Genomic DNA, 12,460 nt, shown 5'->3' with positions numbered 1-12,460 from the left:
TCCCATGCCACAGACTCGTGAATTCGACTACATCATCATCGGTGCGGGATCGGCCGGCAACGTGCTGGCCACTCGCCTGACCGAGGACGAAGGCGTCAGCGTGCTGTTGCTCGAGGCCGGCGGCCCCGACTACCGCGTCGACTTCCGCACCCAGATGCCGGCCGCGCTGGCCTATCCACTGCAGGGCAAGCGCTACAACTGGGCCTTCGAGACCGACCCCGAGCCCCACATGGATGGCCGACGCATGGAGTGTGGCCGGGGCAAGGGGCTGGGCGGCTCCTCGCTGATCAACGGCATGTGCTACATCCGCGGCAACGCCCTGGACTACGACCACTGGGCCGAGGCGCCAGGCCTCGAGGACTGGACCTACGCCGACTGCCTGCCCTATTTCCGGAAGTCCGAGAGCCGCGACATCGGCCCCGACGCCTACCATGGCGGCGAGGGTCCGGTGAGTGTGACCACGCCGAAAGAGGGGAATAACCCCCTATATCGCACCTTTATCGAGGCGGGCAAGCAGGCCGGCTACCCGGAGACCGAGGACGTCAACGGCTACCAGCAGGAGGGCTTCGGCCCCATGGACCGCTTCGTCACGCCGAACGGCCGTCGCGCCTCCACCGCCCGCGGCTACCTCGACCAGGCGAAGGGGCGGCCGAACCTGACCATCGAGACCCGAGCCCTCACCGACGTTATCGATTTCGAGGGCAAGCGAGCCGTGGGCGTGCGCTTCCGGCGCCGCGGCCAGGAGCAGCGAGTACGCGCCCGCCAGGAGGTGCTGCTGTGCGGCGGGGCCATCGCCTCGCCGCAGATCCTTCAGCGTTCGGGCGTCGGAGCGAGAGACCTCCTGGAAGAGGTCGGCATCGCACCGGTGCAGGTCAACGACAATGTCGGCGCCCATCTCCAGGATCATCTGGAGATGTATATCCAGTACGAGTGCACCCAGCCGATCTCGCTCTACCCGGCGCTGAAGTGGTGGAACCAGCCGAAGATCGGTGCCGAGTGGCTCTTCCTGGGCAGCGGCGTGGGGGCCAGCAACCAGTTCGAGGCGGCGGGCTTTATCCGCAGCAATGATCAGGAGGCGTGGCCCAACCTGCAGTACCACTTCCTGCCCATTGCCATCAGCTATAACGGCAAGAGCGCGGTCCAGGCCCACGGCTTCCAGGCGCATGTAGGCTCCATGCGCTCGGCGAGCCGCGGGCGAATCCACCTGACTTCCCGACACCCCGAGGCCGCGCCGAGCATCCTCTTCAACTACATGTCCACCGACAAGGACTGGCGGGAGTTCCGCGATGCCATCCGCCTGACCCGCGAGATCATCGCTCAGCCCGCCTTCGCTCCCTACCGCGGCCGGGAAATCTCGCCGGGGCCGGACGTGCAGTCTGACGCCGAGCTGGACGCCTTCGTCAAGGCCCATGCCGAGACCGCCTACCATCCCTGCGGCAGCTGCCGGATGGGCGAAGGCGACGATGCCGTGGTGGACAGCCAGGGCCGGGTACACGGCCTCGAAGGGCTGCGGGTAGTGGACGCCTCGCTGTTCCCGGTGATTCCCACCGGCAACCTCAACGCGCCGACCATCATGCTCGCCGAGAAGATCGCCGACCGCATCCGAGGCCGCGAACCCTTGCCGCAAAGCGACGCCCCCTACTACGTGGCGGGCAACGCCCCAGCCCGCAAGGAGCCTCAGCGCCGGATACATCAAGACTTGAGCTTAACCGAGTAGCAGGATCGCTCAGTGAACAGCAGAGCGTGACTGGCCGGTTGCAGGAAAGTGGACTAGTCTGCAAGAATTCAAACATCCGTTCGAACTCTTGCGTTCCACAACAATCGGAGTCACGCCATGCTCACCCTGATCCTGCTGATCGCGGCCCTCGCCGGCCTGCTCGTCGTGATGCGCCGCGAGGCGGGTGCCCTGCCCGCCCTCGGTGTGCTCGCCGTCACCGGCCTGGCTAGCCTGCTCTTCGCCTCATCCCTGCTGGGCGGGCTGCTGCTGGTCGGTGCCGCCCTGGTGGCGGTAGCCGGCCTGCCGACGTTGCGCATCCGCTGGCTTTCGCCTCGCCTCTTCGCCCTGTTCAAGAAAGTCGCGCCGCGGGTCTCGGAGACCGAGCGCATCGCCCTGGAGGCCGGCACGGTGGCCTGGGACGGCGAGCTCTTTACCGGGCGACCCGACTGGCAGGCGTTGCTCGGCTACCGTGACGAGGGGCTCACGGAACAGGAGCAGGCCTTCCTCCACCACCAGTGCAGCGTGGCCGCCGGCATGTGCAACGCCTGGGAGATCGCCCGGGAGCGCGCCGACCTGCCCCAGGAGCTCTGGGAGTACCTCAAGAAGGAAGGCTTCTTCGGCATGATCATCCCGAAGGCGTACGGCGGCCTGGGCTTCTCCGCCAAGGCGCAGTCGCTGGTGCTCCAGAAGCTCTCGGTCAGCGAGACGCTGATGGTCACCGTGGGCGTGCCCAACTCCCTGGGCCCGGGCGAGTTGCTGCTCAAGTACGGCACCGAGGCCCAGAAGGACCACTACCTGCCGCGGCTGGCCGACGGACGCGAGATCCCCTGCTTCGGTCTGACCGGCCCCCGTGCCGGTTCCGACGCCACGGCCCTGCCCGATACCGGCGTGGTGTGTCGGCAGGAGGTCGATGGCGAGCAGGTGCTGGGCCTGCGCCTGACCTTCGAGAAGCGCTGGATCACCCTGGCCCCCATTGCCAGCGTGGTGGGCCTGGCCTTTCGCCTCTTCGACCCCGAGCACCTGCTCGGCGACGAGGAGGATCGCGGCATTACCCTGGCGCTGATCCCGCGCGACACCGAAAGCATGGAGATCGGGCGCCGCCACCACCCTATCGGCAGCCCCTTCCTCAACGGCCCGATCAGGGGCAATGACGTCTTCGTGCCGCTCGATACCATCATCGGCGGGCCCGAGATGATCGGCCAGGGCTGGCGCATGCTGGTGGAGTGCCTCTCCATCGGGCGTTGCATCACCCTGCCCTCTGGCGCCACCGGGACCGCCCGCTATGCACTGGGCTGGAGCGGCGGCTTCGCCCGTATCCGTCGCCAGTTCAACGTGCCGATAGCCGAGATGGAGGGTGTCCAGGAGCCCCTGGCGCGCATGGCTGCGCTGGCCTACGTTTCCCGGGCCGCGGTCTACCAGACGGCCAACACCATCGACCACGGCGAGAAGCCGGCGGTACCCTCGGCGATCCTCAAGAGCCAGCTCACCGAGTTCCAGCGCCAGATTCTCGGCGACGCCATGGACATCCACGGCGGCAAGGCGGTGACCCTGGGGCCGCGCAACTACCTCGGCATCGGCTACAGCGCCAACCCGGTGGCCATCACCGTGGAAGGCGCCAATATCATGACCCGCAACCTGATGATCTTCGGCCAGGGAGCCATACGCTGCCATCCCTATGTGCTGGAGGAACTGGCCGCCAAGGATGCCGACGACCTGCCGGCCTTCGACCGCGCCTTCTTCGGCCACGCCGGGCTGGTTTTCGGTAACGCCGCCCGTGCCCTTACCCAGGGCCTGGGGCTCGGCCGACCGGGCGCCCCCTTCGACGAGGTCGCCGCGCCCTACGCTCGCGACATCGCTCGCCTCTCCGCCGGTTTCGGTCTCTGCGCCGATGCTGCCATGGCGAGTCTCGGCTCGTCCCTCAAGCAGCGTGAAATGCTCTCAGCCCGCCTGGGCGACGTGCTCTCCAACCTGTATCTCGCCTCGATGACGCTCAAGCAGTGGCACGAGGGCGACAAGGTCGAGGGCGAGGCCGCTCTGCTGCACTATGGCTGCCGTTTCCTGCTGGAACGGGCCGAGCAGGCCTTCGATGAGCTGTTCGACAACCTGCCGAACCGTGCCCTGGGCAGGGTACTGCGCATTGTCGTGATGCCCGCCGGACGCCGCTGGAAGCGCCCTCAGGATGACCTGACCCGCGAGATTGCCCAGGCGGTCTCCCGGGACACGGCACTTCGCCACTACCTGCTGGAAGCCACCTGGCAGGAGAATGACGGCAGCCGGGATAATCCGCTCGCCCACTACAATGCCCTGCTGGTCACTCAGGAACGGGCCGAGAGTCTCTACCGCACGGTCAACAAGGCCCACGCCAAGGGCGAATTGCCGGAGGATGCGCTCCATCCCGAGCAGAAGGTGGAGGAAGCCGCCAAGGCCGGCCTGATCAGCGAGGAGGACGCCACCTTCATGCGCGAGCGGGAGGCCGCGGTGTTGGAGCTGCTCAGTGTGGACGACTTCGAGTACGACGCCTTCGTCACCGACAAGTCGAAGGTGCTGCGCCACAACGCTGCCTGATCTTGACAAGCGAACCAGAGAAGCCCCGGCCAACCCGGGGCTTCCTTGTGGAGGACAACGCTACCTCACTCCTAACCCTTCAGCCCTCCAGCGGCCACACCAGCAATATCATCGGTATGGCGACCACCAACACCACCAGCGATAGCGGCAGTCCCATTCTCCAGTAGTCCCTGAAAAGGTAGCCGCCCGGCCCCATCACCAGGGTGTTGGACTGATGGCCAATAGGCGTAAGGAAGGCGCAGGAGGCGCTGACCGCCACGGCCATCAGGAAGGGATCCATCGAGACATCGAAGCCCCGCGCCAGGCTGACGGCGATGGGGGCCATCAGCACGGCGGCCGCATTGTTGTTGACGATATTGGAGAGCGTCATGGAGATGATGAACAGGCCCGCGAGCGTGATCATGATGGGCCAGTCGGCGCCGAGAGTCAGCAGGGTATCGGCGATCGATTGCGCGCCGCCGCTGGTCTCCAGTGCTTCCCCCACGGGGATCATGGCGGCCAGCAGTACGATCACCGGGCCGTCGATGGCCTGGTAGCCCTCGCGCAGCGGCAGGACGCCCGCCAGAAGGGAGAGCAGAGCCGCACTGGAGAGGGCGATCGCGGTCGGCAGGAGATCGAGTATCATGGCGGCGATGGCTACTGCAAAGATCCCCAGGGAGAGCCACAGCCTGGGCGGCTCTCCCGTGGGGAGATCGCGCTTGACCAGGGGCAGACAGCCAAGCGTCGCCAGGCTCTCGGTAAGCCTGCTCTCCCCTCCCTGCAGCAGAACGACATCCCCGGGCTCGAAGCGTATCTCATGCAGACGTTTCTTCAGACGGACGCCCTCCCGAGCCACTGCCACCAGGTGCAGGCCATACTGGTTGTGGAGACCCAGTTGCCGAACACTTCGATTGACCATTATCGAATCTCGACGCACGACCGCTTCGATGAGCTGGAGCCCTTCGGTATCGATGACGCGCTGCTCGTCCTCCTTGTCCTTGTCTTCGTCTTCCGCCACATCTGTGCGGGAGGCCGCCTCGTCGAACTCGCTCTCTTCCTTGTCCTGCTGCCTTTCTCTCTCTTCCTTTTCCCGTTCTTCCTGTTGCTTCTCCTGCCTCTCCTTCTCCTCCTCGAGCTCCGCCTCGGCGCCCAGCGAGAGACCGGCCTTGTCCTCGAGCTGCTTCATTTCATCCGGGCCCGCTTCCACCATCAGGGCGTCCCCCTCCTTGAGAGGGCCATAGAACTCGTGTCCCGCCCAGCGCTGGTCATCTCGAATCACGGCCAGCACCGGTATGGTCTCGTCCAATTCATGCTGTAGCTTGTCGAGCGTCCAGCCGTTGGCCTTGGACCCCTCTCTTACCTTGACCTCGAGCAGATAGTTCGCGGTATCGAACATCTCCTCGGTGGAAGCCTTGCTGGCTCGCATGGGCACCAGCCGCCAGCCCAGTAACACGATGAAGGCCAGTCCCGACAGAGCGACCACGGCACCCACCGGAAAGAAGGAAAACATGCCGAAACTTTCGCCGAGCATGTCATTACGGAAACTGGAGATGATGATATTGGGAGGGGTACCGATCAGGGTGGCCAGACCGCCCAGCAGCGAACCGAAGGCCAGCGGCATAAGCAGCAAGGAGGGCGAGGTGTCGTGCTCGCGGGCCACCCGCATGGTGACCGGCAGCATCAATGCCAGAGCGCCCACATTGTTCATGAAGCCGGAGAGCACCACCACCGTGAAGGTCAGCGAGACCATTTGCAGGAAGAGTCGATCGCCGACCTTCAATACCTTGTCGGCGATCACGTCCACCACGCCGGAATATTCCAGGCCACGACTGAGTACCAGCACCGCCGCCACCGTGATCACCGCCGGATGGCCGAAGCCGCTGAAGGCTTCCTTGGCCGGCACCAGGCCCAGCATCACCGAGCTCAACAGGGCGGTGAGCGCCACCAGGTCATAGCGGAAGCGTCCCCAGGCGAAGGCGGCCAGGGTCAACCCGAGGACAATGAAGACCAGCGTGCTGTCGGCCATGGCACCTCCCTGTATATTCGTGGAGACTCAAGGACACCAGCCGCGGGAAAGAAAATCCAGACCTTTCGTTCCCTCAGGATGCAAGGAACCCGGCCTGAGCGCGTCAGCTCGAAGGTCCGCTGCTCGCGGTCCCTGCCTTTCGTCGACCACTATGGCTCGGCAAAAGGCAGGGGGCCGGTGCCCCGACGCACCTCGAAGACATTCAGCGTCATGGCCACCAGCGCGTAATAGCCGAAGACCCCCACCAGCTCGACCACCGCCGGTTCGCCGAAGGCCGCCACCGCCTCGGCGTAGAGCGCCTCGTCCACACGACGCGTGGTGTATAGCGTCTTGCCCAGGCGATACACCAGCGCCTCGTCGTCGCGTTCGAAGGCGGGTTCCCGCCCCTCCTGCAGCGCCTCGATCACGGCCTCGGTGACGCCCGCCTCGCGAGCGATAGGGGCGTGGATCTGCCATTCGGCCTGGGACTGCCACCAGGCCGCGGTGAACAGGATCGCCAGCTCCGTCAACCGTGTCTCGAGCCGGGTCCCGTATCGGCAGAAGGCGCCGAGTCGCTGGGCGTGATCAGCCAGTTCCGGGCTATGGATCCAGGCCAGGAAGGGGCCGTCCAGGTTGCCGCGGGGGCCACTCAGGATGGCATCCAGTACGCGACGCTGCTCGGGCGCCATGCGGTTCTCGTCCAGGGGGGAGAGGCGGGAGTCGATCGACATGGGACGGAACTCCTTCAGGCGCGTTCGAAGACGGTCTTCAGAGACGCATCGAGCTTGTCGACGATCTCGTCCAGGTGCGATTCGTCGAGGATGAAGGGCGGGGCCAGCAGGATATGGTCGCCCTGGCGCCCGTCCAGGGTGCCGCCCATGGGATAGCACATCAGGCCATTGGCCATGGCCGTGCGCTTGACCGCTGCATGCACCTTGCGGGATGGGTCGAACGGCGTCTTGTGGCTGCGGTCGGCCACCAGTTCGAGTCCGCGGAACAGCCCCCGTCCGCGTATATCGCCGACGTAGGGGTGTTCGCCGAAACGGGCCTCCAATCGCTGCTGGAGCCCCTCACCCAGACGGACGACGCGCGGCAGCAGGTCACGCGCCTCGATGGCCCGCTGGACCGCCAGGGCGGCGGCGCAGGCGGTGGCGTGACCGATGTAGGTGTGCCCGTGCTGGAAGAAACCCGAGCCCTCGGCAATGGCCTGGCGAATGGAATCGCTTACCAGGGTTGCACCAATCGGCTGGTAACCGGCCCCCAGGCCCTTGGCGATGGTCATCAGGTCCGGGGTTACGCCCTCCTGCTCGGCGGCGAACAGGCTGCCGGTCCGGCCCATGCCGCACATCACCTCGTCGAGAATCAGCAGGATGCCGTGGCGATCGCAGATCTCGCGCACCCGCGTGAAGTAGCCCGGCACAGAGGGAACCGCCCCCAGGGTCGCGCCGACCACCGGCTCGGCGACGAAGGCCATCACGTTCTCCGGCCCCAGCGACTGGATCTCGGCCTCGAGCTCTGCCGCCAGACGCTCGCCGTAGGCCTCCGCGGTCTCGCCGGGGGCCTGATCCCGATAGGCGTAGCAGGGACTGACGTGATTTACCTCGACCAGCAGCGGCTCGAACTGCTGCCGGCGCCAGGCGTTGCCGCCGGTCGCCAGCGCCCCCAGGGTGTTGCCGTGATAGCTCTGGCGCCGGGCAATAAGATGCTTGCGCTGGGGCTCGCCTCGCTCGATGAAGTATTGGCGTGCCAGCTTGAGAGCCGCCTCTACCGCCTCGGACCCCCCCGAGACGAAATAGACGGAGGAGAGGCCCGTCGGCGCGCGCTCGACCAGGAAGTCGGCCAGGGCCTCCATCGGCTCGTTGGTGAAAAAGGAGGTGTGGGCATAGGCAAGTCGTCCGACCTGCTCACGGATAGCCTCGATCACTTCGGCATCGCTGTGGCCCAGGCAGGACACCGCGGCGCCCCCGCAGGCATCCAGGTAGCGGTGCCCCTCGGAATCGATCAGGTAGGGGCCGTCGCCGCCCACGGCAGTCGGATATTGTTGCTGCAGATGACGGTGGAATACATGGCTCATGCTGACCTCACACAGGTTCTTACAGATTTGATTGTCATTTCTTACGCAAAGTAACGGTTGTTTCAGCGAGTCGCGGATGTGCCAGATGAGGCCCATGTGGACTAGCGTAGCGGCTCCCGGCGATGGCGATAGGGGCCGAAGAGACAGGCCAGCAACAGCAAGCCCCCGGACAGGGTGGCGATCATGCCGGCCGCGCTCAACGAGACGCCGAACCCCATCCAGCCGGGACCATAGCCTGCCAGCACATAGCCCAGCACTGCGGACACCACGGCGATCAGCTGGCTCAACGCGACCTGGAAGGCGAGACGGTTGGTCATCAAGCGAGCAGCGGCAGCGGGACAGATGAACATGGCAATGACGATGATCGCCCCGACCGCCTCGAAGGCGGCAATGGCGGCCACGGCCACCATCAGCACCAGCAGCAGGCCGACCAGCGTCGGGCGGCCACCGACGCTGGCGGCGAAGTCCGCATCGAAACTGGCCAACACCAGGCTGCGGCGGAAGACCACGACAAAGGCCACCACCAGGCCTCCCATCCAGGCCACCCGGCCCAGTTGCGGCGGTAGAGCGGACAGGGCCTGCAGATCGACCAGCGAAGCGAGACTGGTGCCCTCGAACCAGATCAGGCTCTCCAGATTGCCGTAGAGGGCGTGCTCCACGTCCAGGTGGACCGTGCCCACCTCATTCCACTCCAGCATCAACACGCCCAGCGCGAACAGGCTCGTGAAGACCACGCCCATGGCTGCGCTGTTTTCCACCCTTCCCAGGCGACGGATCAGTTCGATCATCGCCACGGTGAACAAGGCCGACACGCCGGCCCCCAGCATCATTGCCGAAGAGGCCAGGGTCCCGGTGAGCAGAAAGCTGGCCACGATACCCGGCAGCGCGACGTGGCTGATCGCATCGCCGATCAGACTCTGGCGACGCAGCACCAGGAAGTTGCCCAGCAGGGCGCAGGACATGCAGATGATCACGGCGACCATCAACGGCACCAGGCTGAACATCAGGAAATCGCTCATGGGTGCGTCTCCCGACTCGACATCAGCCGATTCTCGAGCACCATGATGGTATCCGGCGAGAGCACTCGCTCGATCGGCAACAGGCCGCGGTGATCGAGCTGGGCAGCATCCTCTGGATAATAGCGCCGGTGAAGTGCCCAGAGCCGCTCCTCGTGTTCGGCATCCCGAGCCGCGGCCCAGCCGGACGGCGTCGCGACCCCATCGCGGCGGATAAACCCCTGGCGTCGAAGCACCCTCATGGTCAGATCGTCGAAGATCGCCTCGTCACGGGCCAGTGCAAGCAGCCCTTGACGCAGGTGGACTCGCCGCTTGAAGCGCTGGTGGGCGATCAGGGTCGCGAGGATGCCGCGGCGCGGCGAGAGCAGGAAAGAGATCAGGAAGAGCACGAAGGAGGCCAGCACCACCAGCGGGCCGGTGGGCAGCCCCTCGCGAACGCTGGACAGGGTGACGCCGAGATAGCCGGCCAGGGCACCGATCAGCGCCGCCAGCGCCACCACGCGCAGCGGCCGATCGGTCCAGAAACGACCGGTCACCGGCGGAATGATGGTCAGCGCAACGATCAGGATCAGGCCGGTGATTCGCAAACCGATCACCACCACCGCCAGCAGCAAAAGCATCAGCAGCATATCGACGCGCTGGACCCGGACCCCGTTGGTGGCGGCGAAGACGGGATCGAAGCAGACCATCAGGAAGTCTCGACGCATCACGATGACACCGATCGCCAGCAGCAGGGAACAGAGCGCTATTAGCTGAGCCTCCGCCGCCAGCATGCCGGCGGTAGAGCCGACGAGGTAGCCGGTCAGCCCGGCCTGGCCAGATACCGCCAACGACTGAATGACGGTGAGCAATACGACGCCAAGGCCGAAGAAGGTGGAAAGCACGGCGCCGATGGCGGCATCCTCGCCCAGCCGCGTGCGGTGGCTGATGGCCTGCACCGCCCAGAGCCCGGCAGCGGCGCTCAGTCCAGCGCCGACCAGCAGACCCGGCATCCAGCGCCCGTCACCGAACACCAGCGCCATCAGGATGAAGGCCAGGGCCAGACCGGGAAGGGTCGCATGACTGATCGCATCGCTGACCAGGGAGCGCTTGCGCAGCAGCACGAAGCTCCCGATCATGCCGGCCCCGCAGCCGAGCAGCATCGCCCCGAGGGTCACCAGGCTGGTGTTGTAGCCGGCATCGAAGATCAGGGCACGCCACCAGGCTTCCATGCTCAACACTCCCGGGGTTCCCGGGGCGCCTCGTCCAGCAGGCGCAACAGCTGAACGTCGCCGAGCCGTCCACCATAGGTCTCCTGCAGGTTCTGGGCAGTGAAGGTCGTCGACACCGGCCCGGCAGCGATGCGATGCACATTGAGCAGCAACAGGTGATCGAAATAGTCACGCACCGTGGCGAGGTCGTGATGGACACAAAGCAGGGTCTTGCCCTGGCGACGCAGCGTCTTGAGCACCTCCACGATGGCCTTCTCGGTGGCCGCATCAACCCCGGCAAACGGCTCGTCGAGGATGGTCAGATCCGCCTCCTGTGTCAGCGCGCGAGCCAGGAAGACGCGTTGCTGCTGGCCGCCCGAAAGCTCACCGATCTGGCGCCGGGCCAGGGCCTCCATGCCGACACGGCCCAGACTCTCCATGGCCTTGTCGCGATGGTGTCGACGAGTCAACTGCCACCAGCGCAGATCGCGGAACAGCCCCATGGTCACCACGTCGATCACGGTTGCGGGAAAGTCCCAATCGACGCTGCTGCGCTGCGGAACATAGGCCACGCGACGCGAGCGGCCGTCATAGGGCTCGCCGAACACCCGGATGTCACCGGTCAGGCGCCGCGTGATACCCAGAGCGGCCTTGAGCAGGGTCGACTTGCCGGCCCCGTTGGGTCCCACGATGGCGGTCATGCTGCCCGGTGGCGTGATGAAGTCTACCGAGTGCACCACCGGCCGATGGTCATAGCTGACGGTCAGGCCATGGATCGCCAGGGGGCTCGCGACCACCTCCCCGGAGAGGTGCAGGGCATCATTCATTCGCTCCCTCCCTCCTCGCTCAGTCGCCCGAGTCTCCCCTTGGCGGGCGCCTCGCCTCCCAGCGCAAGGGCGATCAGGGTGACGTTGTGATCGAGCATTCCCAACCAGGTACCTTCGTAGGTGGCGGCCGGTCCCATGGCATCGGAGAACAGCTCGCCGCCGATCTCCACCGTCCAGCCCTCGGCGGCCGCCCCCTCCACCAGCGCCTGAACGTTACGATCCGATACCGACGACTCGATGAAGATGGCGCCGATGCGGCGGTCCACCAGCACGTCGACCAGCGACTCGATGCGCGCCAGCCCAGCTTCGCTCTCGGTGGAGAAACCCTGGATACCCATCACCTCGAACTCATAGGCATCGCCGAAGTAGCCGAAGGCGTCATGCGCCGTCACCAGAACCCGCGACGACGCCGGCACGCTGTCGAGTACCTCGGCAGCATAGTCATCCAGCGCCTCGAGCTCGGCGAGATAGGCTTCGGTGCGCGCCTCGAACTCCCGGGCATGGTCGGGAGCCAGGTCGGCCAGGGCATCGCGAATACCTTCCACGACCCATCGCCAGCGGCCGGGGTCCATCCACACGTGTGGATCAGGCTGATCAGGGTACGCCTCGTCGGCAAGACGCTGCTCGACCGGCACCGCCTCGCCGAGGGCGAAGACCGGCTTGCGTTCCGCCAGACGTGACAGGAAATTGCGCAGTTGGGCTTCCAGGTTGAGACCGTTCCAGAACACCGCATCTGCCCGAGTCATGGCAGTAACGTCGTGTCGAGTCTGGCGATAGAGGTGCGGGTCCACCCCGGGGCCCATCAAGCCCTGTACCTCGACCCGCTCTCCGCCAACCTCACGCAGGACATCGGCGATCATCGCGGTCGTGGCGACCAGCTGCAGGGGCGCTGCCTCCTCGTCGGCCACCACAGGGCCGGACAATACGCCCGCCAGCGTGAGCATCAGGGCAAGAGCACCTCGGGGTGAAGCTGTCATCGATGACCCTCGTGGGTAATTGGAATCACTTACCAGAATACGCGCTGAAAGTCCGTTCATGAATCGCCTTGGTGCAAGATCCAGTGTCATCGGTGCCTCACGCCCATCCA

The 12,460-nt window shown here is 65.7% G+C and carries 9 protein-coding genes; 2 read left to right on the top strand and 7 right to left on the bottom strand.

Annotation, left to right across the window (positions count from 1 at the left end; translation table 11 throughout):
* Positions 1–4 precede the first annotated feature (4 nt).
* Together betA and HALO32_RS08535 are read left to right on the top strand one after the other, a co-directional pair.
* Positions 5–1,717, top strand: a complete 1,713-nt coding sequence (gene betA / locus HALO32_RS08540; RefSeq protein WP_151443363.1) for a choline dehydrogenase — start codon at positions 5–7, stop codon at positions 1,715–1,717.
* A gap of 117 nt (positions 1,718–1,834) precedes the next feature.
* Positions 1,835–4,282 carry an acyl-CoA dehydrogenase gene (locus HALO32_RS08535; RefSeq protein WP_151443362.1) on the top strand — a complete coding sequence of 816 codons (2,448 nt, stop codon included), beginning with the start codon at positions 1,835–1,837 and terminating at the stop codon, positions 4,280–4,282.
* A 79-nt stretch (positions 4,283–4,361) separates the two neighbouring features.
* Here the strand turns inward: HALO32_RS08535 and HALO32_RS08530 are convergent, their stop codons facing one another.
* The 7 genes from HALO32_RS08530 to HALO32_RS08500 all read right to left on the bottom strand — a co-directional run bounded on the left by HALO32_RS08530 (position 4,362) and on the right by HALO32_RS08500 (position 12,350).
* Entirely contained in the window at positions 4,362–6,287 is a 1,926-nt protein-coding gene (locus tag HALO32_RS08530; RefSeq protein ID WP_151443361.1) for an SLC13 family permease, read from the bottom strand.
* Positions 6,288–6,436: 149 nt separating this feature from the next.
* Complete coding sequence (locus HALO32_RS08525) at positions 6,437–6,997, bottom strand: carboxymuconolactone decarboxylase family protein (RefSeq protein WP_151443360.1); 561 nt, start codon at positions 6,995–6,997, stop codon at positions 6,437–6,439.
* 14 nt (positions 6,998–7,011) lie between these two features.
* Positions 7,012–8,340 (bottom strand): aspartate aminotransferase family protein, encoded by a 1,329-nt coding sequence (locus HALO32_RS08520; RefSeq protein ID WP_151443359.1) that lies wholly within the window; start codon positions 8,338–8,340, stop codon positions 7,012–7,014.
* A 101-nt stretch (positions 8,341–8,441) separates the two neighbouring features.
* Positions 8,442–9,359, bottom strand: coding sequence for a metal ABC transporter permease (locus tag HALO32_RS08515; protein WP_151443358.1), 918 nt, complete (start codon positions 9,357–9,359; stop codon positions 8,442–8,444).
* Positions 9,356–10,567: a metal ABC transporter permease gene (locus HALO32_RS08510; protein WP_151443357.1), complete on the bottom strand. Its 1,212-nt coding sequence runs from the start codon at positions 10,565–10,567 to the stop codon at positions 9,356–9,358. The genes HALO32_RS08515 and HALO32_RS08510 overlap by 4 nt, the downstream gene beginning before the upstream one ends.
* 2 nt (positions 10,568–10,569) lie before the next feature.
* On the bottom strand, positions 10,570–11,373 hold the full coding sequence (locus tag HALO32_RS08505) for a metal ABC transporter ATP-binding protein (protein WP_151443356.1): 804 nt from the start codon (positions 11,371–11,373) through the stop codon (positions 10,570–10,572).
* Positions 11,370–12,350, bottom strand: coding sequence for a metal ABC transporter solute-binding protein, Zn/Mn family (locus HALO32_RS08500; RefSeq protein ID WP_151443355.1), 981 nt, complete (start codon positions 12,348–12,350; stop codon positions 11,370–11,372). The genes HALO32_RS08505 and HALO32_RS08500 overlap by 4 nt, the downstream gene beginning before the upstream one ends.
* Between the last annotated feature and the right edge of the window lie 110 nt (positions 12,351–12,460).

The sequence above is a fragment of the Halomonas lysinitropha genome (genome assembly GCF_902500215.1).
GTDB lineage: Bacteria > Pseudomonadota > Gammaproteobacteria > Pseudomonadales > Halomonadaceae > Halomonas > Halomonas lysinitropha.
The sequence above is the reverse complement of the archived record's forward strand: the minus strand, read 5'-3'. Positions and strand labels throughout refer to the sequence as shown.

Excerpts from the sequence above, each read along its gene's own strand:
- betA (WP_151443363.1), top strand. The coding sequence starts at position 5 with ATGCCACAGACTCGTGAATTCGACTACATCATCATCGGTGCGGGATCG.
- HALO32_RS08535 (WP_151443362.1), top strand. The coding sequence starts at position 1,835 with ATGCTCACCCTGATCCTGCTGATCGCGGCCCTCGCCGGCCTGCTCGTC.
- HALO32_RS08530 (WP_151443361.1), bottom strand. The coding sequence starts at position 6,287 with ATGGCCGACAGCACGCTGGTCTTCATTGTCCTCGGGTTGACCCTGGCC.
- HALO32_RS08525 (WP_151443360.1), bottom strand. The coding sequence starts at position 6,997 with ATGTCGATCGACTCCCGCCTCTCCCCCCTGGACGAGAACCGCATGGCG.
- HALO32_RS08520 (WP_151443359.1), bottom strand. The coding sequence starts at position 8,340 with ATGAGCCATGTATTCCACCGTCATCTGCAGCAACAATATCCGACTGCC.
- HALO32_RS08515 (WP_151443358.1), bottom strand. The coding sequence starts at position 9,359 with ATGAGCGATTTCCTGATGTTCAGCCTGGTGCCGTTGATGGTCGCCGTG.
- HALO32_RS08510 (WP_151443357.1), bottom strand. The coding sequence starts at position 10,567 with ATGGAAGCCTGGTGGCGTGCCCTGATCTTCGATGCCGGCTACAACACC.
- HALO32_RS08505 (WP_151443356.1), bottom strand. The coding sequence starts at position 11,373 with ATGAATGATGCCCTGCACCTCTCCGGGGAGGTGGTCGCGAGCCCCCTG.
- HALO32_RS08500 (WP_151443355.1), bottom strand. The coding sequence starts at position 12,350 with ATGACAGCTTCACCCCGAGGTGCTCTTGCCCTGATGCTCACGCTGGCG.